This window comes from Paenibacillus sp. BJ-4, assembly GCF_020404765.1.
Taxonomy (GTDB): Bacteria; Bacillota; Bacilli; order Paenibacillales; family Paenibacillaceae; genus Paenibacillus.
This window is the reverse complement of record NZ_JAIVEM010000004.1, coordinates 1-21,714: the sequence shown is the minus strand read 5'-3', so window position 1 is coordinate 21,714 and position 21,714 is coordinate 1. Positions and strand designations below refer to the sequence as shown.

The 21,714-nt window shown below is 46.2% G+C and carries 26 protein-coding genes; 20 read left to right on the top strand and 6 right to left on the bottom strand.

Annotated elements, in window-relative coordinates:
• Positions 1-44: 44 nt before the first annotated feature.
• From LCF57_RS00145 to LCF57_RS00135, 3 genes are all read right to left on the bottom strand, one after another.
• Positions 45-449, bottom strand: a complete 405-nt coding sequence (locus LCF57_RS00145) for a YtxH domain-containing protein (RefSeq protein ID WP_225998903.1) — start codon at positions 447-449, stop codon at positions 45-47.
• Between the two features lie 43 nt (positions 450-492).
• On the bottom strand, positions 493-750 hold the full coding sequence (locus tag LCF57_RS00140) for a GlsB/YeaQ/YmgE family stress response membrane protein (RefSeq protein WP_225998902.1): 258 nt from the start codon (positions 748-750) through the stop codon (positions 493-495).
• A gap of 154 nt (positions 751-904) precedes the next feature.
• Entirely contained in the window at positions 905-1,618 is a 714-nt protein-coding gene (locus LCF57_RS00135; protein ID WP_225998901.1) for a phosphatase PAP2 family protein, read from the bottom strand.
• 157 nt (positions 1,619-1,775) lie between these two features.
• Here LCF57_RS00135 and LCF57_RS00130 point away from each other — a divergent pair, with 157 nt between their 5' ends.
• Positions 1,776-2,573: a pirin family protein gene (locus LCF57_RS00130; RefSeq protein ID WP_225998900.1), complete on the top strand. Its 798-nt coding sequence runs from the start codon at positions 1,776-1,778 to the stop codon at positions 2,571-2,573.
• Between the two features lie 198 nt (positions 2,574-2,771).
• Here the strand turns inward: LCF57_RS00130 and LCF57_RS00125 are convergent, their stop codons facing one another.
• Positions 2,772-2,999, bottom strand: coding sequence for a DUF1128 domain-containing protein (locus tag LCF57_RS00125; RefSeq protein ID WP_225998899.1), 228 nt, complete (start codon positions 2,997-2,999; stop codon positions 2,772-2,774).
• 120 nt (positions 3,000-3,119) lie between these two features.
• Between LCF57_RS00125 and yyaC the strand changes: the two genes are divergently transcribed.
• Positions 3,120-3,710, top strand: coding sequence for a spore protease YyaC (gene yyaC, locus LCF57_RS00120; protein WP_225998898.1), 591 nt, complete (start codon positions 3,120-3,122; stop codon positions 3,708-3,710).
• Positions 3,711-3,798: 88 nt separating this feature from the next.
• Positions 3,799-4,593 carry an alpha/beta fold hydrolase gene (locus tag LCF57_RS00115; RefSeq protein ID WP_225998897.1) on the top strand — a complete coding sequence of 265 codons (795 nt, stop codon included), beginning with the start codon at positions 3,799-3,801 and terminating at the stop codon, positions 4,591-4,593.
• A gap of 126 nt (positions 4,594-4,719) precedes the next feature.
• Here the strand turns inward: LCF57_RS00115 and LCF57_RS00110 are convergent, their stop codons facing one another.
• A complete protein-coding gene (locus LCF57_RS00110) occupies positions 4,720-5,286 on the bottom strand; it encodes a pyridoxamine 5'-phosphate oxidase family protein (protein ID WP_225998896.1) in 567 nt (188 codons plus the stop codon).
• A 401-nt stretch (positions 5,287-5,687) separates the two neighbouring features.
• On the opposite strand from LCF57_RS00110, the gene LCF57_RS00105 reads away from it, so the two are divergent.
• Complete coding sequence (locus LCF57_RS00105) at positions 5,688-6,344, top strand: DUF6483 family protein (protein ID WP_225998895.1); 657 nt, start codon at positions 5,688-5,690, stop codon at positions 6,342-6,344.
• A complete protein-coding gene (locus LCF57_RS00100; RefSeq protein ID WP_225998894.1) occupies positions 6,331-7,545 on the top strand; it encodes a class I SAM-dependent methyltransferase in 1,215 nt (404 codons plus the stop codon). Before LCF57_RS00105 ends, LCF57_RS00100 begins: the two co-directional genes overlap by 14 nt.
• Before the next feature lie 136 nt (positions 7,546-7,681).
• Here the strand turns inward: LCF57_RS00100 and LCF57_RS00095 are convergent, their stop codons facing one another.
• Complete coding sequence (locus tag LCF57_RS00095; protein WP_225998893.1) at positions 7,682-8,005, bottom strand: dehydrogenase; 324 nt, start codon at positions 8,003-8,005, stop codon at positions 7,682-7,684.
• A gap of 145 nt (positions 8,006-8,150) precedes the next feature.
• Between LCF57_RS00095 and LCF57_RS00090 the strand changes: the two genes are divergently transcribed.
• The 15 genes from LCF57_RS00090 to LCF57_RS00020 all read left to right on the top strand — a co-directional run bounded on the left by LCF57_RS00090 (position 8,151) and on the right by LCF57_RS00020 (position 21,263).
• Positions 8,151-8,765 carry a DedA family protein gene (locus LCF57_RS00090; RefSeq protein ID WP_225998964.1) on the top strand — a complete coding sequence of 205 codons (615 nt, stop codon included), beginning with the start codon at positions 8,151-8,153 and terminating at the stop codon, positions 8,763-8,765.
• A 1-nt stretch (position 8,766) separates the two neighbouring features.
• The gene (locus tag LCF57_RS00085; protein ID WP_225998892.1) at positions 8,767-9,336 is read left to right on the top strand and encodes a thioredoxin family protein; all 570 of its coding nucleotides are present in this window, start codon (positions 8,767-8,769) and stop codon (positions 9,334-9,336) included.
• 3 nt (positions 9,337-9,339) lie between these two features.
• Entirely contained in the window at positions 9,340-9,969 is a 630-nt protein-coding gene (locus tag LCF57_RS00080; RefSeq protein ID WP_225998891.1) for an MBL fold metallo-hydrolase, read from the top strand.
• Positions 9,970-10,211: 242 nt separating this feature from the next.
• Positions 10,212-10,421 carry a hypothetical protein gene (locus LCF57_RS00075; RefSeq protein WP_225998890.1) on the top strand — a complete coding sequence of 70 codons (210 nt, stop codon included), beginning with the start codon at positions 10,212-10,214 and terminating at the stop codon, positions 10,419-10,421.
• 78 nt (positions 10,422-10,499) lie between these two features.
• Positions 10,500-10,886, top strand: a complete 387-nt coding sequence (locus LCF57_RS00070; RefSeq protein WP_225998889.1) for an ATPase — start codon at positions 10,500-10,502, stop codon at positions 10,884-10,886.
• 241 nt (positions 10,887-11,127) lie between these two features.
• Positions 11,128-11,415: an Asp-tRNA(Asn)/Glu-tRNA(Gln) amidotransferase subunit GatC gene (gatC, locus tag LCF57_RS00065; protein WP_025719083.1), complete on the top strand. Its 288-nt coding sequence runs from the start codon at positions 11,128-11,130 to the stop codon at positions 11,413-11,415.
• Between the two features lie 27 nt (positions 11,416-11,442).
• A complete protein-coding gene (gene gatA, locus LCF57_RS00060; RefSeq protein WP_225998888.1) occupies positions 11,443-12,900 on the top strand; it encodes an Asp-tRNA(Asn)/Glu-tRNA(Gln) amidotransferase subunit GatA in 1,458 nt (485 codons plus the stop codon).
• 26 nt (positions 12,901-12,926) lie between these two features.
• Positions 12,927-14,372: an Asp-tRNA(Asn)/Glu-tRNA(Gln) amidotransferase subunit GatB gene (gene gatB / locus LCF57_RS00055; protein ID WP_225998887.1), complete on the top strand. Its 1,446-nt coding sequence runs from the start codon at positions 12,927-12,929 to the stop codon at positions 14,370-14,372.
• Positions 14,373-14,471: 99 nt separating this feature from the next.
• Entirely contained in the window at positions 14,472-14,933 is a 462-nt protein-coding gene (locus tag LCF57_RS00050) for a GNAT family N-acetyltransferase (protein ID WP_225998886.1), read from the top strand.
• Between the two features lie 58 nt (positions 14,934-14,991).
• Complete coding sequence (locus LCF57_RS00045) at positions 14,992-15,705, top strand: MgtC/SapB family protein (RefSeq protein WP_225998885.1); 714 nt, start codon at positions 14,992-14,994, stop codon at positions 15,703-15,705.
• 82 nt (positions 15,706-15,787) lie between these two features.
• A complete protein-coding gene (locus LCF57_RS00040; RefSeq protein WP_225998884.1) occupies positions 15,788-16,441 on the top strand; it encodes a hypothetical protein in 654 nt (217 codons plus the stop codon).
• A 7-nt stretch (positions 16,442-16,448) separates the two neighbouring features.
• Positions 16,449-17,852 (top strand): DUF4097 family beta strand repeat-containing protein, encoded by a 1,404-nt coding sequence (locus LCF57_RS00035; RefSeq protein WP_225998883.1) that lies wholly within the window; start codon positions 16,449-16,451, stop codon positions 17,850-17,852.
• A 108-nt stretch (positions 17,853-17,960) separates the two neighbouring features.
• A complete protein-coding gene (locus tag LCF57_RS00030; RefSeq protein ID WP_225998882.1) occupies positions 17,961-18,392 on the top strand; it encodes a Fur family transcriptional regulator in 432 nt (143 codons plus the stop codon).
• A gap of 167 nt (positions 18,393-18,559) precedes the next feature.
• On the top strand, positions 18,560-20,278 hold the full coding sequence (locus tag LCF57_RS00025; protein ID WP_225998881.1) for a glycosyl hydrolase family 18 protein: 1,719 nt from the start codon (positions 18,560-18,562) through the stop codon (positions 20,276-20,278).
• Between the two features lie 106 nt (positions 20,279-20,384).
• Entirely contained in the window at positions 20,385-21,263 is an 879-nt protein-coding gene (locus tag LCF57_RS00020; RefSeq protein WP_225998880.1) for a nucleotidyltransferase-like protein, read from the top strand.
• Positions 21,264-21,714 lie beyond the last annotated feature (451 nt).

Genomic DNA, 21,714 nt, shown 5'->3' with positions numbered 1-21,714 from the left:
CAGTGTTTAAGATCTATTCCTGTTGTAATCAGAACGTTTGGCTACTAGGATGTTGCATTCAATTGTTTTTGCGAATCCTTGGCTGCCTTGGCTGTTGCATCCATAATCTCTTGATCTGCCTTGGTTGCTTCATCAGCAACATCGGCAGAAGCTTTGGCTACGCTGGATACGATGTTGTCTTTACTCTCGGCTACTGTTTTGGCTACATCTGCTGTTTTGGTGGAAACGGTTTTGGCTAAATCCGTCGCTTTGCTGCTGACTACAGATGCGACGTCTTTTGTTTTATCGGATACAATCGTCATTTTATCAGACAGTTCGCTGCGCAAATCACGTCCTGGCTTCGGTGCGAACAGCAGGGCTGCCGCAGCACCAATTAAACCTCCGATGAATAAACCCTTTGCAAAGCTTGAAGTATTGCCTACCGTATTTTGATTGTCCATGTTACTCATGTCATATCACTCCTTTTATATAATAAAAAAATATATATAAATATTAAGTAGCCCTTCTTAAAAGCCTGGACACAAGTCCAAGCAGGAACACGAACAATGCGGTTCCGAGTATGGCGGGAATGACTGCAAAATCACCAATGACCGGACCCCAGCTTCCCAATAGGGTGACACCGAGCCAAGCTCCTACAAATCCGGCAATCATGGAGCCTGCAATGCCGCCTGGCATTTCATGTCCAGCCAGCGCATCGCCTATTAATCCGATAATAATAGCCATGATAACACTTAGTACAATTCCCCACACAAGGATCGCCTCCCTTATCCTTCAGTCTCACAGAAGCATAATACTTTTGATAATACGAAAGCTTCGTGTGCTGCTTTGTCATGCTTACTTCGTATATAAACGCAGGGACCTTGAGTGAAACAACAAGCCATCCGGCTTCGCTTACAGGCGAGGCTTACAGGCGAGGAGTAGAGGAAGGGGAAGAAGGCCGTAGACACGCTCGCCAGTAAAGCACAGGAACGGTAAACATCAGCCAAATGATACCCGCCAGATAGCCACCCGCAATGTCGGTAGGAAAGTGAACCCCTAAATATACGCGGCTCAGCCCAATCAAAAGAATGAGCAGTGTACCAAGGACGCACGGAAGGAAGAGCGGACGATTATGAATCTTACGTTCTATGCCCCAAATGGCAAATAGGGTTCCGTAAAATCCCATGGAGATCATGGCATGTCCACTGGGAAAGCTGTAACCTCCGGCTTCTACCAAATGTTGAAGTGCCGGGCGCTCTCGCTGCAAAATTTCTTTGATGAGCGCATTCAGTCCCCACATCGCCGTAAAGCTGCCTATGACTGCAAAGGAATAAGTCTTTGACCGAAAATATACCCAGCACAAGACGGCAACGCCGAGGGCAACGAGCAACGATATACGGAATGAACCGAAGGATGTAATGAATATAGCAACAGGGAGCAGGCTGTAATAAGTAGTGGTCTTCTCTGGAAAAATCACACTTTGAATACGTTCATCCCAATGTAAAAAAGGAGCTGTGCCGATCCATCGGATCAAGTAGGCAATGAGAAGCAAAACAACAATCATGACGATAGACGCATACAGACTGCGGCGTAAATAACTTGGCAAGAAACGGAATGATTGAGGCTCTTGAAGTAGCATATATAGTCAATCTCCTCCTTATGGCTAAGTGATAGATGTATTATGTTGTACTATAAACTTAACGAATAATGAAATTGAAAGCAAAAACCTGACTGAAGCGTAGGCTGATTGACGTATATAAGCCCGGGGTAAAGGGATCGTATCACAGCGTTTGTAAATGCCAGGGCCTGAAGTGGGACAAGAAGAACAAAGTAAAGGCTGCTTTACGGAACTGGAATCCATGGAGGTGCTAGGGATGATTAAAGTAGTGACATCGGCAGAGAGACATACCTCAAATAAAGGATGGATTCATAGCGAGTTTAGCTTTTCGTTTGCGGATTATGAGGATCCGAGCAATGCTCATTTTGGCTGTATGCTAGCTCATAATGATAATGAGCTCAAACCGCAGCAAGGGTTTAGAAGACATCCGCATCACGATCTGGAAATAGTCACCTATGTAATCGAAGGCCAGCTACATCATAGTGACAGCTTGGGGCATGAGCAGGATTTGAAAAGCAGCACCATTCAGGTTATCAGTGCAGGCACCGGGATTGAACACGAAGAGCGAAATATTAGGGACGAAAAGCCAGTCCGTTTTTTGCAAATGTGGTTTTTACCCGAGAGTCCAGGTATTCGGCCTGCCTATCAGGTGCATAGTTTCAAACATTGTGAGCGGTTAAACCGACTTCAGCCCGTCGTATCCGGCTCCGGATTGGAAGGTGCACTAATCATCGCACAGGATGTAAATCTGTATCTGAGCAGATTGGAAAATGGACAGCAGCTTGAGTATCCACAGCAGGAGCAGAGACGCACCCATATTTACGTCGTTAGCGGTCATGTAGAAATTACATGTAAAGACGGCGACTTTCAGTTAGGGCCCGGTGATGCCGCGCGGATTCATAAAAGATGTCCATTAAAAATACAAGCTACGGGCAATGAGGATGTGTCTGAATTGGTGTTGACGGATTTGCCTTGAGACCTCTACAGGTGAATGAAAAAATGGCAAATGACAAAATGGATAAAAATGTATATATATTGAATGATAAAAATAAAGCTCGTATTCCGCTGCGCTTCTGTTGATGCGACCGGAGATACGAGCTTTATTTATGCACATCATCAGTGTTGCCAAAAAAAGATAGGTCATAAGGCATTAAACGCCCTGTCGTACGGGTGATCAGGAGGGGTTACGTAATCTGCCCAGTTCAGAGACGACGGCTTCAACCTCTGAGATACTCAGGTTAGGTTTGCTTATCACCATATCATAGACATCGTAAATGTCCTCATATTGCTCCAGCGAGAAAGCGGAGGCTTGCATAGCAGCTCCACTCGCCATACGAAGCTTGGTTTTAATACCTTCAATCATATACTCAATGTTGGCATGAGACGGTACAGACAAATCCATTGTTAATGTTCCATCCTTTCATAACAGGGGAAGTTGCCTGTATTGTATCATGTTTTTGTTGTAGAATGTACTGAAAGCCAGAATGCCGATAAACAACAGAATCAAGGAGGATGGACAAAGGTGTCTTTGTATAATCGAGCTTCCGCATCTGGTCGCTCCCCCTTAGATCGTAATGTAGAAAAAACAGATCGTGAGGGACTCTTACCGTTTTTTCGGGAAATTCATGATCAGCATACTATAGATAAGTTGACCTTTGTTTGTATTGGTACGGATCGTTCATCAGGTGACTCGCTGGGGCCGCTGGTTGGCACCATGCTTAAGGAGCAGGGGTTTCCGCACGTAATTGGCACATTGACGGAGCCGTGTGACGCGGATCATCTGGTTTCGTATCTGGAGCGTATTCCCCAGGATCATCACGTCATCGCCATAGACGCTTGTCTTGGACAACAGGGATCGACGGGGATGTTTCTTACTGCACGCGAGCCGTTGACCCCGGCCCGCTCCGTTGGACTGGCTCTGCCGTCTGTCGGACATTACAGCGTCGCAGCTATTGTGAACGAGCGCAGCCCCAAGCCCTATTGGACCTTGCAAATGACATCGCTCCACCTCGTCATGACGATGGCTGCACATATTGCTCACGCCGCGGCCTCTGAATTTGGACTAAGAGCAGCAACGCAAGATTTTCCAGATGGCTACCGTTTCAGATATTGATGGTCTGCTTAATAATATACATCAGCATATTCTACTTACTAATATATTCAGCTCCAATAGATTATATACAGAGAAGGAAGGGTTTCACATGAAGAAGGTATTGTGCGAAGGAACGACGATCTGCTATGCCGAACAGGGGAAAGGAGAACCGATCATTCTGCTGCACGGATTTTGCGGAAGCTCCTCCTATTGGGATGAGGTTGTTCCCTTGTTATCCCGAAGCTATCGTTGTATTGTTCCAGATCTGCGTGGGCATGGGCGCAGCGATGCTCCGCTCGGGGCCTATACCATTGATCAAATGGCAGACGATGTGCTTAAACTTCAAGAGCAGCTGGACATCCCGCAGGCTGCCTGGTTCGGTCACTCCTTAGGCGGCTATTTGACGCTTTCTGCAGTACAGAGATATGCGGAGCGTCTTACAGCCTTTGGGCTAATTCACTCAACTGCTTATGCGGATACCGAGGAAGGTAAAGAAAAGCGGAACAAGGCTGTATCCACCATTCAAATAGAGGGGATTACAAGCTTTGTAGACGGTCTCGTACCCGGGCTGTTTGCTCCAGACCATGTGGAGTCTATGCCCGGACAGCTCCTTAAAGCCAAAGAAATTGGCTATAAAACGCCACCGCAAGGGGCTGTAGGAACCTCACTGGCTATGCGTGAGCGTTCTGACCGTCGAGATGTGCTGTCAGGTTCAGTCTTGCCAGCCCTTTTAGTGGCAGGTGAGCAGGATCATGCAGTTCCTCCAGCCCGCACGTTTACAACGGATCGGCCCGGGGTAACTCAGGTTACCATACCGACAGCGGGTCACATGAGCCTGTTTGAAGCACCTGAATTATTAGCTAATGCAATCTTGTCATTTTTGGAACAAAATTTGAAAAAGTAAGCCTGGAGAAGAACTCCAAAACCGGAGGCATCTGTTCTGATAATAAGATGCCTCCGGTTTTTTTGTGCTGCAAATTGTCTTAGATGCAGCAACTATATATTCGGGTTTCGGATTTCTGCCAGGCGTCTAATTCATATTGCTTTTATTCAAGGCAAACGCCGTCGGCAAACCGTCAATACTTTCCAAATTTTTCTCGTATGCATACTTTTTAATTACTTCTTCGCCCATTTGAATCGACACGTCCTTCAGCTTTTCCCGTTCGCTCGTAAAAGTCATGAAGGGGACCGCAAAGCCACATGAATCTTGTACCATGTGAACGTCAATAACAATGATTTGTCTTGCTCCGGGAAGCGGGTCAAAGAGAGGATACAGCTCATTCCATCGCTCTGTGTCGGGCAGCACGACTGTGCCAGTACCGTAGAGCCTTAATACAGAGGGCTCGCCCTCAAATGCGCAGAACATAATAGTTACCCGTCCGTTTTCTATGAGATGCGCACTTGTCTCGTTGCCGCTTCCCGACAAGTCGAGATAGGCTACCTCATGGTCTGACAGAATACGAAAGGAATCATATCCCTTGGGAGAAAGATTAACGTGCCCTGCCTTGGATAGCGGTGCTGATCCTACAAAGAACATATGCTGTCGCTGTATGAACTCTTTATGCTCCGGTAAAATCGAACTGAATTGTTTACCCATACTCCATCATCCTTTCCCATAAAACATTTAACTAAAGATTTTGTTTCTGTAGAAAATAAATTTTACATTTTACATACTAATCAATTAATTATAATAGATTATTTTCGTTTCATATGAAACAAAAATAACATGATACTAACGGAGAAGCAATATAAAATTTTTAAAACACTTGTATTTCACCAGTCACATGATCGGCTACAAAGCATTGTACTGTCGGAATGTCGGATGCCATACATGAGCATTCTGACTACCAGATCACTGATGCTATAAACTGAGTGCAATTGTTATAAGTCGGATTACTGCATGGCGGCGGTATTTGGCTTTTGGAGAAGGATGTCTTACAATCAGAAGGAACGGGGTTCCTGGTTGTCTAGGCATCGGGATGAAAGGAAGGGAACGGCTTGCTTAGAAAAGATTATTTGCTCAGTATGATGGAAGAATTGACATCCGCAGTAGCAACGGTGCTCGGTCTAAGGCGTGAAAATAAACATATCGAAGCGCTGAAGCAACTAGATGACCTGCTCAACAAGCAGTTTCGTCTTCGTTCAGATTTGCTCAGACGATTGCCGCCGGAACAAATGATTGAGCTTTTCCGATTGGGCCCTGGAATTGAAGCGGATAAGCTTCAGCAGGTGGCACGTATTTTGGAAGAAGAAGCCGTGATTTACCTGGAAACCGACAGAACAGACGAAGGAATACGAATCCTGATGAAATCTCTTCATCTATATTTGTACAGCGATTCGCACGGCGCAACTCGTGAGCTACAGGTCCTGCCTGAACGGATTGCGTGTATCGTGAATCTGGTGCGTGAATATGAGCTGCCCCCTGAAACCAGTAAGCTGTTGGCTGCTTATTATGAGCGTGAAGACAGGCTGGACGAAGCTGCTGATGTTTGGTTCGGACTGGCATGGGAGCAGCCAGAGCTGCTGTCGGAAGCAAAGTCATTTTACAGCCAATTGCTGGATAAGACCAATACGGAACTGGAGCGGGGTGGAATTTCACGCCAGGAAGTCATCGAGGGTTTGGCCGAGATCACCCAATTACATGAAAGAAAGTGAGATGTACCTTTTGGATTCACTGCGTGAACTTATATACCAATTGACCACAGGAGGTTCTCTTATAACCGCGACGCTAAGTCAGCTTCGCAAACGGGAGGATGCTTCCTTTACTAAAGTACACATCAAGCCTGTGGAATTGAAAAACAAGCTGCATTACCAGTTTGCTTTTCATTACAGCAACAAAGTCATTCATGAAAACCTAAGCCCTGACGAAGCTAATGAGCGCATGACCGCCTTGTTTGAGGATACGTTCCGTCAAGGACTTTTATGTGCCAAGAATGCGGATTATCAGGTGCTGATCAGTAAAAAATATAAAGTTTCCATTTTGACAAAATCACCGAGTAAAAGTAAAGCCGACCTGTCTCATAATCGCAAAAAGCAGTATGTGCTGGAGGAAGGGGAACGAATCCCGTTCCTGATTGAGCTGGGGATTATGAATGAGGATGGCAAGGTACTGGCTCGCAAGTACGATAAGTTTCGTCAAATCAACCGTTTCCTCGAAATGGTGCAGGATGTACTGCCTAGCCTTCCCGTAGGCCGTCCTTTGACGATTGTGGATTTTGGCTGTGGCAAATCGTATTTGACCTTTGCCTTGTATCACTACTTGGCTGTACAGCAAAAACGACCTTTACAGATCGTCGGCTTGGACTTGAAGGCAGATGTCATTGAAACCTGTAACCTTCTGGCGCAAAAGCTGCAATATCGCCAATTGGAGTTTCTGGTCGGTGATATCGCAGATTATAACGAACTGGAGCAGGTAGATATGGTCGTTACCTTGCATGCCTGCGATACAGCTACGGATGCTGCGCTGGAAAAGGCCGTGCGCTGGGGAGCGTCCGTCATTTTGTCGGTTCCGTGCTGCCAGCATGAGCTGTTTGGCCAGCTGGAAAATCCCGTGCTGGAGCCATTACTTTCTCATGGTATTCTGAAGGAGCGTTTTTCTGCACTGGCAACGGATGGAATCCGGGCCAAGCTCCTGGATATGATGGGATATCGGACACAGCTGCTGGAGTTTATCGACATGGAGCACACACCTAAAAATATTCTGATTCGTGCCGTCAAAGGTCAAGCGGGAGAAAAGTCCGTTCTATGGCGTGAATACACGGCATTTCGGGATTTTATTCATGCTGATCCTTATTTGGAGCGGGCTTGTGCAGATTTGCTTCCTGAGGGAGCAGGGAAGACGCAGACACATCATTAGAAATATAGTAAAAGTGGGGCCACTGCAGCGGCTCCACTTTTTTGCAGTTCACAGCTTGCAGTTCACAGCTTGCAGTTTGCAGCCACAGGTCACAGGTGGTTTACCCGTGCTCTACGTACTCATGTATAGGGAGCTTCTACCCGCCGTAGGCACTTCTGAAAGCAGTGCATAAAGCGTCGCGATCCACCTTCCACAATGTCGCGAGCTCCTCGCTCACATCTTCGTCCCACCAGTCGCACAGTAGTTTGCGGTTGCTACGGTTTTCCGCAATCCAGATAAGATGTCCGATGACCTTGCGATAGTACAGCTCCTCGCCCTGCTTGACCAGATTAGGAGCAATATGAACAGGCAGACGCTTGCGTGCTCGGTATAGCTCCTTGCTGCATGCGCGCCTGATACCACGGGCTGTGGGTAAACGGGATTGCGGATTGTCATGTTTAGGAAATTTGCCGGGAGGCATATCGTACCCCCTCCTCTCTCCCACAGCTTATGCGGACAGAAGGCCAGGGGTCACTGACTCCCTGTTTGAGCGAAGTGGCGACTTGTTCAGCCGCTGTGATAAACTAATGAAAATAGAGCAAAGAAGGCAGGGAGTGGGCAGAGAGATGGATTATATATCTGGTGTCATTAATTATTTGTTTGAGATTATTCGTAGTCTTGGATATTTTGGTATTATGCTCGGATTGATGGTTGAGGTCATTCCGAGTGAAATTGTTCTCGCGTATGGTGGTTTCTTAGTATCCTCGGGTCATATTAATTTTATAGGCGCGGTCGTGTTTGGAACCATTGGTGGGGTGCTGGCTCAGTTGTTTATTTATTGGATTGGACGTTATGGTGGCAGGCCGGTATTGGATAAGTACGGCAAATACATACTTATCAAAAAGAGTCATGTCGACCACGCTGAAGCATGGTTTAACAAATACGGCACAGGGGTCATTTTCACAGCTCGCTTTATCCCTGTTGTGCGTCACGCAATCTCAATTCCTGCCGGGCTTGCTCGAATGAACGTATGGCGCTTTATTATTTTGACGACGCTGGCGATTATACCTTGGTCTGTTCTGTTTATTTATTTAGGTATGCTGCTGGGAGACAAATGGGAGCAAATCGATGAAGTGGCTGCACCTTACATCAAACCGATTTTGCTGGTTGCTCTTGCGCTCTTGATCATTTATTTTGTCATCAAATGGATTATATCCAAAAACAAAAAAGGAAGTGTATAACATGAGCCGTACTAACGTATCGCAATATTTCGGAAAGGGCTTGAGCCCTGAGCAGTTTATGGAGGGAATGGAAAAGAACAAGGAAGCTTTCCGCTCCGGGTACGACCAGTTTGTCTGGAACAGCGAAGAGGATCGGGGGTATTTTGAAAGCTTGAACCATCGGGATGATCTGCGTGTGCTTATTTTGGCTGCCGACTGGTGTGGCGACGTGGTACGCAACGTGCCAGTTGTATTCCGTGCGTTGGAGAATAGCGGCATTCCGACCGAAGTATTGATTTTGGAAAATCATCAGGCGTTAATGGACGACTTCCTGACCATGGGCGGACGTGCAGTGCCAATTGTGATTTTTGCAGATACAGGGGGCCACGTACTGGGTCACTGGGGACCACGCCCTGCGCATGTTCAACAAATCATGATCGAGTTCAAACGTGAAAATCCAGATCGGGAAGCCGATGATTATCAAGAAAAAATTGCGGTGGCCCGCCAAGAAATGGCTGAAAAATATGGGGAGGGAACCGAGGTTCATCCTGTAATTGTTCAGGAATTGCGCGAGCTGATCTCGGGATTTTAACTCATGACATTATCCATTCGCAGCTTTAATCTCGGTCCACTCCAAACGAATGCTTATTTGCTTCAAGGGGATGATCCGCAGCGTGCCATTATTATTGATCCGGGAATGAATCCCGGCCCTTTGCTGAAAGCAATTGAACCGCTGACCATTGAGGCAATCTTGCTGACTCACGCCCATTTTGACCATATCGGTGGAGTAGAAGCGATTCGCAACGCCAAAGGGTGCCCGGTTTACCTGCACGCCTTGGAGCAAGACTGGCTAACATCTCCTAAGCTGAATGGCTCCCTGATGTGGCCGGAGGCGTCCCCGCCGATCTCGACGGAGCCTGCCGAATATGATTTGGCGGAAGGCCAGCAATTGAACCTGGTCGGGCATACATTCAAGGTGCTCCATACACCGGGGCATTCACCTGGTAGTGTAAGCTTTTTGTGCGGCAAGGATCTTTTTTCCGGGGATGTGCTATTCCGTCAAGGCGTCGGGCGTACGGATCTGCCTGGCGGTCGGGAACGAGACTTGTATGATTCGATTCAGAACAAATTGTTCCCGCTTGGAGATGATGTTACAGTGTATTCCGGTCACGGGCCCAAAACATCCATCGGTTATGAAAAAGCCAATAATCCGTATATCCGGTAAAATGTACGAATGTTTGAATTGGGGCAGAACCAAAGATGTGACAGGTGTTGCCCCTTTTCGACAACAAATTATAAATTATGTATAGACAAAGGTTTTTATTTTTGTTAACATAAATTTATTGAAGTTACATACTAAACTCGCGAAGCACGCAAGCTGTGGATGAATCCCGGTTTGCGTTCTTTTTTTTGCCCATTAAGAGGATAAAGAGGCATGAGGCCGTTAGATCACAAGGGGGAGCAAGGATGAAAAGAAAACATATATATGGGTTACAGCGTGAGCGTGGAGGCAGCCTCCGTTTTTCTAATATAGTAGAAGATGAAGCTTCACTGATAGGCTCTGAACCGAAGGTCATAACATGGAAGAAGGTAACAAGACGGGCCTGTACCTATACACAAAACTGGCATGTAAGGCTGAATGAGCACAGGCTGGGGCGTGGAGACGGTCAATTTTAAGAAGCATAGATGATATAGACAAGCTACTTATTTTTTAGTAGACTTAGCAGATAAGTTCAGACAAACGGGGGGCTAACGATGCATCATTTAGGAGCTAGAATTATGATCGTCGCGGATGCTTTTGAGCAGAATCTTCCTGTGGGCGAACACGGTTATATCATTGCTTACGATCGTAATGCGGACAATGCTTTTGACTATGTCATTCGCGTCCCGAAGGTAAATCGCAACTTTTTTGTACCATCCGGGGACGTCGAGTTAGAAGAAAGTATTCTGAAGCTGGAAGCCGAGCGGATTGAGCGTGAAGCGCTGATAGATTACGCCCTTGCTACTCATAATGAGAAACTGTTCAAGCATGTGATGAACGGTGGTCTTGATTCAGTAGAGGCTGAGGAAGAAGAAACCGCGGCAGAATTATTGTCACAGGCTGATTTTATCAAACAAGTCAATTTACGTGCTTGGATATAGGAGTCGGCTACTGCCGACTCTTTTTAGGAATATATAATGCACGATCTCGTTCCTATAGTTTTCGCGAAAGGCACCGAGAGGTGCTTTTTTTATATCCTTTTAGCAACATTTGCCTCATTGATGTACGGTTTGCTTCTGTACCGCGCCAAAGATTGAATTGTAAAAGGTTCTATCCTATAATTAAAAACGTTATTTCAAAGTTCGGTGCAGCATTTTTTGATATACATGAGGAGGGTTTTGTATGAACATTTCCACGGAAGATGTCCGTCACGTAGCCAAGCTGTCCCGGTTGAATCTGACCGCGGCCGAAGAAGAAACGATGACAGGGCAATTGAACGCCATTCTCCATTATGCGGAGAAATTGAATGAGCTGGATACGGAGCAGGTAAAGCCGACCACTCATGTACTGCACGTCAGCAATGTCATGCGGGACGACGAAGTTCGCGACAGTTTGACACTGGAGCAAGTCATGCGTAATGCACCTGAAGAAGAAGACGGACAGTTTAAAGTTCCTGCTGTATTGGAATAGATTTTACATTTGAAAGGAGGATGCAAATTGAGCTTGTTCAATAACACATTGCCGGAAATACATAACAAGCTGCATCAAAAGGAAATTTCTGTGAGTGACCTGGTAGGACACGCTCTGGAGACGATTGGTGCGCGGGAAGACAAGATCAGGGCTTACATCACCGTTGACGAGGAGCAGGCCCGTGCATCCGCACGTCAGCTGGATGATCAGCTGGTTTCGGGAGAGGAACGCGGGTTATTGTTTGGCCTGCCAGTCGGTATTAAGGATAATATCGTGACGGAAGGGTTGCGTACAACATGCGGCAGTCAGTTTTTGAAAAATTTTAATCCTGTGTACAATGCCACGGTTGTCGACAAATTACGAGCAGCCCAAACCGTGACACTCGGTAAAATGAATATGGATGAATTCGCCATGGGTGGCTCTAACGAGAACTCCAGTTTTTTCCCGGCCCGTAACCCATGGGATCTGGAGCGTGTACCTGGCGGTTCCAGTGGCGGTTCGGCGGCGGCTGTAGCAGCGGGTGAGGCTTATTTCACCCTCGGCTCCGACACAGGAGGTTCCATTCGTCAGCCCGCTTCTTATTGCGGTGTAGTTGGTCTGAAGCCGACCTATGGTCTGGTATCACGTTATGGACTGGTGGCCTTCGCCTCCTCCTTGGATCAAATTGGACCTATCACCAAAAGTGTTCAAGATTCGGCGTATGTCCTGCAGGCTATTGCAGGCTACGATCAGAAGGACTCTACTTCTGCGAAGGTTGACGTTCCTGATTATTTGAACGCTTTGACCGGAGATGTAAAAGGACTCCGCATTGCTGTACCTAAGGAGTACCTTGGTGAGGGCGTTGATCCACAGGTCAAGGAAAAGGTGCTGGATGCACTGAAAACGCTGGAAGGACTGGGCGCGGTATGGGAAGAGGTGTCTCTCCCCCACACTGAATATGCGGTAGCTACATATTACCTGCTGGCTTCATCCGAAGCATCCTCCAATCTGGCCCGTTTTGACGGCGTGCGCTACGGTGTGCGTTCTGACAATCCAGACAACCTGCTTGATCTATATCATCAGTCCCGTACGCAGGGCTTTGGCCCTGAGGTGAAGCGCCGGATTATGCTGGGGACCTATGCGCTCAGTTCCGGGTACTATGATGCTTACTACCTGAAAGCTCAAAAAGTACGTACGCTGATTAAACAGGATTTTGACCGTATATTTGAGCAATATGATGTTATTATCGGACCTACTGTGCCGACAACTGCTTTCAAAATCGGTTCGCAGGTGGATGATCCATTGACGATGTATTTGAACGATATTTTGACGATTCCGGTGAGCCTGGCCGGTGTGCCAGCTATCAGTATTCCTTGTGGTCTTGCAGATGGATTGCCAGTCGGACTGCAAATTATCGGGAAAGCCTTTGACGAGTCTTCCGTGCTGCGCGTCGCGCATGCATTCGAACAAAATACCGAATTTCACAAGCAGCGCCCACAGCTGTAATTTACCGAAAAGGAGGGAACCCATTCATGTCTACAACTACATCCAAGTATGAGACGGTCATCGGACTTGAAGTCCATGTGGAATTGCATACGAAGTCAAAAATATTTTGCGGATGCTCGACATCCTTCGGAGCACCGCCAAACTCACATACATGTCCAGTATGTCTCGGACATCCAGGAGTATTGCCGGTACTGAACCGTCAGGCCGTCGATTATGCGATGAAAGCAGCGATGGCGCTCAATTGTACCATTGCTGATGTGAGCAAGTTTGACCGCAAAAACTATTTTTATCCCGATTCACCGAAAGCTTACCAAATCTCGCAATACGATCAACCCATCGGCGAGAACGGCTGGATTGATATTGAGGTGAACGGTGAGACCAAACGTATCGGCATAACTCGACTGCATCTGGAAGAAGACGCAGGTAAATTAACCCATGTGGATGGCGGTTATGCGTCACTGGTTGATTTTAACCGGGTCGGTACACCATTGGTTGAAATCGTTTCGGAGCCGGAAATCTCTTCGCCGGAAGAGGCCAAGGCTTATCTGGAAAAAATACGTGCCATCATGCAGTATTGTGATGTATCCGATGTGAAGATGGAAGAAGGCTCACTTCGCTGTGACGCGAACATCAGTCTTCGTCCACGTGGACAAAAAGAGCTGGGTACCAAAGCGGAACTGAAAAACATGAACTCCTTCCGTGGCGTACAGCGCGGACTGGAATATGAGCAGTTCCGGCAGGAGCAGACGCTGGAGGAAGGCGGAACGATTGTACAGGAGACACGTCGTTGGGATGAGGCCCAAGGTAAAACCCTGTCCATGCGTGGCAAGGAACAGGCGCATGACTATCGTTATTTCCCGGACCCGGATCTTGTTACACTGCATATTGATGAGGAATGGAAAGAGCGCATCCGTGCTTCGATTCCTGAATTGCCTGACCAGCGTAAAGCACGCTACACTTCGGAATATGGATTGCCTGAGTATGATGCCCAGGTGATTACGTCCTCCAAGCCATTGGCTGATTTGTTCGAGGATAGCCTTCAATATACCAAGGATGCCAAAGCAGTATCCAACTGGATAATGGGGGATTTACTCGGCTATTTGAACAGTGCCGGTGTAGAGCTGTCGCAGGTTAAGTTGACAGGCCAGGGCTTGGGTGAAATGATCGGACTGCTGGAGAAGGGGACGATTAATAGCAAAATCGCTAAAACGGTCTTCAAGGAAATGCTGGAGAGTGATAAGCTTCCACAGCAAATTGTTGAAGAAAAAGGGCTTGTGCAAATCAGTGATGAGGGTGCGGTCCTGACGATCGTCGAACAGGTTGTAGCGGCTAACCCGCAATCGGTGGAGGATTACAAAGCCGGCAAGCAAAAGGCCATCGGCTTCCTGGTTGGTCAAGTAATGAAGGAGAGCAAGGGTAAAGCAAACCCTGGCCTCGCCAATAAATTGCTGACTGAAGTGCTAAATCGCTAATGGCATAGTTTTGACAGGGGGGCTTGTCTTTAAGGGACAGGCCTCTTTTTGTATAGACGATGAGAAAAATTATGAGTTTCCTTTAGGAGGGAAAACAACATGGTTACCCTGTGTTCATTAAAAGACGATGATATCGTAAGCCAGATATGGCGTCTGCAACACCTTGCTTATAGGCTGGAAGCGGAGCGAATTGGGTTTGACGAGATTCCGCCCCTCATGGATACATTTGATACGCTGAAAAGCTGTGGTGAGTCCTTTTATGGCTGGATGGAAGATGGGGAGCTGCTAGGCGCACTGGCTGTGCAGTCTGAGTCGCCCGGTTCACTTACTTTTACGCGTATGATGGTTCATCCGGATCATTTTCGTAAAGGGATTGCGGACTCCCTAATGAGGCATGTTTTGAATGAACATCATAATATACCATTGTTTATCGTCTCCACAGGAACTTTAAATACTCCCGCGGTTGCACTTTATCGTAAACATGGCTTTCGTCCTGTGTCAGCGGCTGAGGTTGCTCCCGGCGTGGAATTAACCACCTACCATCTGCATAACGTGGAATAATGCTCATAAACCGCGCACCCGGAGAGGGAAGCACACACAACCGGGAGGAGAGACTCGAATGAATAATCCGTGGATTATAGACGATTCACATATCATTTTACGGCTTTTATTATCTATGCTTCTCGGAGGTTTCATTGGCTTTGAGCGCGAACGCTCCAATCACGCTGCCGGTTTGAGAACTCATATCATGGTCAGCCTTGGCTCGACACTGATTATGCTGCTCTCCATTTATGGCTTTGCCGACTTTATTAAAGAAGCCAATGTACGTATAGATCCAGCCCGTTTGGCCACAGCGGTGATTACTGGAGTGGGCTTTTTGGGCGCAGGGACCATTATGTTTACAGGCAAATCCATTACCGGCTTAACGACTGCCGCTTCGATTTGGGTCGTGGCAGCCATTGGCCTTGGTGTCGGTGCAGGCTTTTATTTCCCTTCAATCGCAGCGACGGTGCTTGTGTTTTTGAATTTATGGGTATTTAACAAAATCGAACTGCGGTATATGAGTGGACGCAAACGTCATTTAATTACTTTGTACGGATTGTCCTCTCATGGATTACTGGAGCAAATTTCGAATTATTTAGAACAAGAAAAAGTAGAAATACGGAAAATAACGATTAAGGAACATGAGCATGTGCCTTTTCATGAACTACACCCAAATCAGCAGAGTATGGAGGTCTCTTTGGAAGTATTGGCCCGCCACGATTTTGATCCCGTACGTATTGCAGCTGAGCTTCGACAGTGGGAAGATGTAGCGGCAGTTTCCGTAGAATGATGGGTTACCACGTTTTTTCCAGTTACTCTTAAATCCAATTGGGGTACTATTTAACCATCAATGTGTTTTCAACGGAACACGTATGGAATTCAAAGGGGAGGATGGCATGAACTCGGAACAACCGTTACCGTCTGGAGAGGCACGGCGTCTACAAGGGCCAGAACAGCGGGAACAACCCTCACAGGCGAAACGTCTAAAATACGCTAAATTTCGCAAAGTGATTGCCATTATCATGGCGGCGTTAATACCTGGACTGGGGCATCTATTTTTGGGGTTATTTATTAGGGGGCTTACATTCATTGTATTGCTCCTGTTAGATATTTTTGCGATGCTGTATGTTTCCTCCGACGGCTTAAGGATCAACATCCCGTTGCTTATTTTGCTTGGATTATTTATCCCTATTTTATATTTTTACAATGTGTATGACGTCTTACAATCAGCAGATTACATGGTTCGTTACCGTCGCAAGCCAGATCGTTATGCACGAATGGATGCCAGAGGTCAGCAAAGTAGTCCTTTTTATGCATGGGAGAGAGGCTTGGCTTTTGCCGTACTGCTGGTAGCAGGCGGTGGACTTATGATTCTGTTCCGCATGAAGCCTCGCTGGCTGAGCATCTTTTTTGAGGATTATGGGTTCCTGACGCTGGCCATTTTATTAATACTGATCGGTTTATTCATTTTTGTGCGGGAAATTGTCCTATCCTATAAGCGGAACAAGTTGAAGGAAAGAGGGTGAAGTTGGCGTGCACCGTAAAATAAGAGTCGGGCGCTACACCTCTTCGCTTCTGTTGATGGCTGTAGGTGTTCTGCTTATCGTAGATGTGCTTCAAAATGCTGAATATATGCTTCAACTCCTTGTATGGTGGCCCGTAGTTTTCGTGCTTTGGGGACTGGAATATCTTATTTTTTTTGGTGTGTACTACCGCAAAGAGGGCAAGCCTGACAATGGTAGGCGTTTCAGACCTGATCTGAAAGGGATTATCTCTTCATTGGTAGTAGCTGCTTCTGTATTTATCGTGACCCAGCAAAATCATTATATGTACCTGTGGAACCGGGTCAGCCTCAATCTGACGTCAGCCTCCATGGATTTTAGCCAGGCTAAAGAGAACCGGTATGATATGGGCGGTGTGCTGGTGCCTGTAACCATGCAGACGTCCGATTTAGTGGTTGAATCGGTTAATGGTGATATAACGCTGATCAGACGGCCTGTGTCCAATATAGAGGTGCGTGGGACCCTGTGGGTGGATCAAGCACCTGCCGCTGAAGCGGACAAGATTGCCCAGGCTTCCTCACTGACTTCTACCGACGGCAAGACCATTCAGATTCGTCCGGAGGTTCAGTCATATGGAGCATCCAGCAAGCGCCAGCCCCGTATGAATATGCTGATTACCGTACCGGAGGATCGGCGCTTCAATATGCAGATCAGAACTTCCAACGGGAATATTACCCTGAACGGAGTAGATGCCATCGACAGCATCCGGCTTGAGAGCGGCAATGGGAATCTCACCGTCAATGATGCTATCGGGAATGTCAAAGGGTCAACCCTGAATGGTCAGGTCAAATTGCACCGGATTACCGGAGATGTGGATATGCGAACAAACCGTGGCGACATGCAGGCAGGAGATATTGAAGGCGCCGTGTCACTGTACACAGTGGTAGGCGATATTCAACTCGCTCGCTCAAAAGGAGATATCACGACGGATACGCAAAATGGGGATATCAATGTACTGAACTCTACAGCCCAACTGAATGCAAATTCGCTTAATGGTGCGATCAAGGTGCATAGCGAGCAGGTGGGTGGAGATTGGAAAATATACAGCGCCGTCGGTGATATTGCTTTAGATCTTCCGTCGAACGGAGATTTTCAGTTAGAGGGCTCCAGCAGTTATGGCAATCTTCAATCTGAATTTCCTTTTAAGATAGATAGTAAAAGTATTTCGGGCCAAAACGGGACAGGCAAATACGTGATCAACGTAGAAGGTAACAGTAATTTAATGATTAAAAGGTTACTAATGCCGACGTTGCCTGATTTGGATGGGTCCGGGAATCCGACTGTGCCTGATCCATCTGAGAGCTCTCTAGTTGAACCGGAAGCCTCTGTTACAGATACCTCCACAGAGACATCCGGCGATACTACAGCGCGTTGACAAGAAACTTCGGTAGACCGTACAATGTGAGTATGTCTAAAATCGGTTGTAAATAGATGGGTTATACATGGATAGAATCGTAAGTAAGGGATAAGGCGGTGGACATATATGGCAGCACGCGTCCAGCATGCTTTGGAACTTCTGAAGAAGACAGGTGTACGCATAACACCCCAGCGCCATGCCATATTAAACTATTTGATGGAATCTATGGGGCATCCGACCGCAGATGAAATATATCGAGCGCTCGAATCCAAGTTTCCAAGCATGAGTGTGGCTACGGTTTATAATAACTTAAAGATGTTTATAGAAGCGGGTATGGTACATGAGTTGACCTATGGAGATAACGCCAGTCGTTACGATGCTAATGTTTCGGAGCACTATCATATCATTTGCGAAAAATGCGGTAAGATTGAGGATTTCAGTTATCCTTATTTGGCTGATGTGGAACGCCATGCTGCGTTGGAGACAGGCTTCGAGGTACGTGGACATCGTATGGAGTTATACGGAGTATGCAAAGATTGTAATAACCAACAAACGTAGGAATAGAAGCTTCATGATGAGCATGCATATATTGTAATGGATTGGAAACGTGAGAACTCCCCATAAGTGGGGATTTACCGCGTTTTTTTGTTTAAATCACTTTTTCAAGTAATCTATCAAGTTTACAATATCCAGAAATCCAAAGTTCATATAATGGAGGTTCAATATTGGCCAGAAATCATTCCAGACGTCGCCGTAAGCGTTCACGATTCAAAGGAGCAGCAGGCTTGTTATTGTTTGCAGCGATCATCTGCACAATTACTGTCGTAAGGTATGGTAATCCCTTGCATGAGAAACCCGATTGGCAAGGCAGTGTGCGTCCTATTTTTATCGAGGGCAAGTTAACCGGATATGAGGCACAGAGCTCCGGCAAGAACATGCTGATTCCCCTCAAGTTAGTACAAAATCAAATTGATCCTACCATTCGGTATGAGGATGAGAACCAGACCATCATTTTGGCGACAAGACAAAACCTGCTCTATATGAACGTTTCGAAGTGGCAAGGAGAGCTAAATGGGAAAGCATACGCGCTGACCGCAACCCCGCAAGTGATTAGCGGTGAATTGTACATCCCTATACAAGCTGTTCGTGAAGTATATGGTGTGTCCGTTCACGAAGATCCGGTGACAGGTGCAGTCATCCTAATGAGAGCCGGGGATAAGGTCAAATTGGGAAGTGTAGAAAAGAAAGATGGGGGGCGGGATGATAAAATCGCTTTGCGTAAAGATGCCTCTAGCTTATCTTTTATTTTGACAGATATATCTCAGCAGACGAAGGTGCGTATTTGGTCCAAACAGGGCGATTGGTATTTTGTGCAATTGGATAATGGCTATGCAGGATACGTCAAGGTAGACAATGTCTTTGAAGGCGGAGAGCTTGCGGTGCCTTCAGTTAAGGACGTTTTGTCCATCTCGGAGAAGCATTGGGAGGGTAGACCAGTTAACCTAGCTTGGGAGGCTGTCTATAATCGTAAGCCCAATCCTTCTACATTTGATCCTATGCCTGGGGTCAATGTAGTGAGTCCCACATGGTTCAGTGTGGTTGATCAGGAGGGTACTGTAGAAAGCAAGGCTGATTCGGCTTATGTCAGTTGGGCGCATCGTCAGGGGATGGAGGTATGGGGCTTACTGAGCAACAGCTTTAATCCCGAACTAACGACAGAAGCATTGTCTACCTTTGAACGGCGAAAGTCAATTGTGGATCAGATGATTTCATATGCCCAAGAATATGACCTGGACGGCATTAATATTGATTTTGAAAATGTTCATACGAAGGACGGCCCTAATGTTACCCAATTCTTGCGGGAGCTTAAGCCAATGGCTCGGGAACATGATTTGATATTATCCGTTGATGTTACGCCCAAATCTCAGAGTGAGATGTGGTCTGCTTTTTTAGATCGAAAATCATTGGGGAGTATTACAGATTACCTTATGGTAATGGCGTATGATGAACATTGGGCTGCCAGTCCCAAGGCAGGTTCTGTGGCCTCGCTGCCGTGGACGGAAGCGTCAATGAAGCGAATTCTTCAGGAGGACGAGGTCCCGTCGCAAAAAGTAGTGTTGGGAATTCCGTTATATACCCGTGTTTGGTCGGAGACTCCTGAAAAAGGGAAGATTAAGGTTACCTCTAAATCACTTGGCATGGAGTCAGCAGCGGCCATCGTAGAAAAGTTTAAATTAAAGCCTAAATTCAGAGCTTCCGAAGGTCAAAATTATGTGGAGTATACTGAAGACGGTGTGGTCAAAAAGATTTGGCTGGAGGATCGGGTGTCTCTGGAGGCGAGAGTGGAACTTGCCAAATCCCTGAAACTCGGAGGAATTGGTGTGTGGAATCGGTCCTTTGCAGATAAAAACGCATGGGAGACTTTAAAAGAAATAAGTAAATAAGCATAAAAAATTATACAATTGAAGAAGGAAGTTGTTTCTTTATGTAGAAGTGTTCACATATATCCAAATTTAGCGGTTAAGCCGCCTTGCAGGTATGGAGGGAGAAGTGCAGCAAACCAAATTAAACTTGATGTATGATGAATTGTTGCAGAAAAATTCGATAGGTGTTATTTCGTACAGGAAACCGGGAGAGTTTTTTCACGGAGCGATGTTGTACGACTTTGATGAACTTATTCTAATTATTGGAGAAGGCCAGCCACCAGCCAGGTTCATACAGCATTTACTTATTGATGGATTAAGATGTCAGGTGTTGCATGTATCACTTGCTTGTTTGAAGGGCTGGATTATCGCTGGTGAATATGCCTACGTTATAGATTATTTGCTGGAAGGCCGTATCGTTTGGGAGAGAGATGACAAGGTCCGTCTTTTAAGACAGGAAATTGTCGAATTCAATGAACCGCTGCGGGAGCAGAAGAGGTTTCATGAGTTTTCTCGCTTCCTGGTCAATTACGTTCATGGTAAAAGAGCAATGCGAGAAGGTCGAACCATTGACGCGTATCAAAGTGTCTTGAAGGCGTTGGATCATTGGGCCTCAATTGAACTCATTGAGCGGGGGATTTATCCGAAGGTACATTTATGGCTTCAGGTACAGCCGTTGGATCGAACAGTCTATAAGCTGTATAACGAGCTCACATTGAGTATGGAAACTTTGGAGCAGCGGATTGAACTGGTACTGCTTGCTTGCGAATTTTCAGTCATGTCTAAAATGAAAGAGTGCTCTTCCCCGCTATTCCGCATATTAGGTAGCAGACGTGAGCCTTGGTCTATAGATGAACTCATTAATCATCCTGAGCTAAAAAATCTCCAACTGGATCTTACCGTCGTGCTTCGCAAACTGGTGTACCGTTCACTCATTAAGGAATCAAGTGTTGAGGGCTTTATAGATCGCACGCATCGTCGTGAACTGCGTTACTCTCTTATTTGATTGAGCAAGATCAGTTTTGTCAGGAAGAAAGGTCGTTAAGCTGACTTTTCTTCCTTTTTTTCATTTGGATAAAGTTATAAGTGGCTTAAAACATATAAATTATCAATTTAGGTTGACGAGTATATAAAATATGTGCTAAGTTATAACTCGCCCCATGAAGCAGCATGAATAATTTAGAACTGTTTAAAGCAGGATAAACGTGTTGCATCAAGCAAAAAAATGAAGTGGGAAAATAAATTTTAAAAAAATGCTTGACGAAAAATGAGGTTATGTGTTACATTATTTAAGTCGCCGCTGAGACGCGGTGGTGAAACAAAGCAAGAACAAAAGCAAGACAATAATGCAGGTTTGATCTTTGAAAACTGAACAACGAGTGAGTAATGATTTTGTTCGCAAAATCAACAATGAGATATTTTATCTCGTCAGTTTCAACATGAGCTAATCGCTCTTT

Coding starts and splice junctions, on each gene's coding strand:
- LCF57_RS00145 (WP_225998903.1), bottom strand. CDS start 449: ATGAGTAACATGGACAATCAAAATACGGTAGGCAATACTTCAAGCTTT.
- LCF57_RS00135 (WP_225998901.1), bottom strand. CDS start 1,618: ATGCTACTTCAAGAGCCTCAATCATTCCGTTTCTTGCCAAGTTATTTA.
- LCF57_RS00130 (WP_225998900.1), top strand. CDS start 1,776: ATGCCAGGGCCTGAAGTGGGACAAGAAGAACAAAGTAAAGGCTGCTTT.
- LCF57_RS00125 (WP_225998899.1), bottom strand. CDS start 2,999: ATGGATTTGTCTGTACCGTCTCATGCCAACATTGAGTATATGATTGAA.
- LCF57_RS00115 (WP_225998897.1), top strand. CDS start 3,799: ATGAAGAAGGTATTGTGCGAAGGAACGACGATCTGCTATGCCGAACAG.
- LCF57_RS00110 (WP_225998896.1), bottom strand. CDS start 5,286: ATGGGTAAACAATTCAGTTCGATTTTACCGGAGCATAAAGAGTTCATA.
- LCF57_RS00100 (WP_225998894.1), top strand. CDS start 6,331: ATGAAAGAAAGTGAGATGTACCTTTTGGATTCACTGCGTGAACTTATA.
- LCF57_RS00095 (WP_225998893.1), bottom strand. CDS start 8,005: ATGCCTCCCGGCAAATTTCCTAAACATGACAATCCGCAATCCCGTTTA.
- LCF57_RS00090 (WP_225998964.1), top strand. CDS start 8,151: ATGGATTATATATCTGGTGTCATTAATTATTTGTTTGAGATTATTCGT.
- LCF57_RS00085 (WP_225998892.1), top strand. CDS start 8,767: ATGAGCCGTACTAACGTATCGCAATATTTCGGAAAGGGCTTGAGCCCT.
- LCF57_RS00080 (WP_225998891.1), top strand. CDS start 9,340: ATGACATTATCCATTCGCAGCTTTAATCTCGGTCCACTCCAAACGAAT.
- LCF57_RS00075 (WP_225998890.1), top strand. CDS start 10,212: ATGAAAAGAAAACATATATATGGGTTACAGCGTGAGCGTGGAGGCAGC.
- LCF57_RS00070 (WP_225998889.1), top strand. CDS start 10,500: ATGCATCATTTAGGAGCTAGAATTATGATCGTCGCGGATGCTTTTGAG.
- gatC (WP_025719083.1), top strand. CDS start 11,128: ATGAACATTTCCACGGAAGATGTCCGTCACGTAGCCAAGCTGTCCCGG.
- gatB (WP_225998887.1), top strand. CDS start 12,927: ATGTCTACAACTACATCCAAGTATGAGACGGTCATCGGACTTGAAGTC.
- LCF57_RS00050 (WP_225998886.1), top strand. CDS start 14,472: ATGGTTACCCTGTGTTCATTAAAAGACGATGATATCGTAAGCCAGATA.
- LCF57_RS00045 (WP_225998885.1), top strand. CDS start 14,992: ATGAATAATCCGTGGATTATAGACGATTCACATATCATTTTACGGCTT.
- LCF57_RS00040 (WP_225998884.1), top strand. CDS start 15,788: ATGGAATTCAAAGGGGAGGATGGCATGAACTCGGAACAACCGTTACCG.
- LCF57_RS00030 (WP_225998882.1), top strand. CDS start 17,961: ATGGCAGCACGCGTCCAGCATGCTTTGGAACTTCTGAAGAAGACAGGT.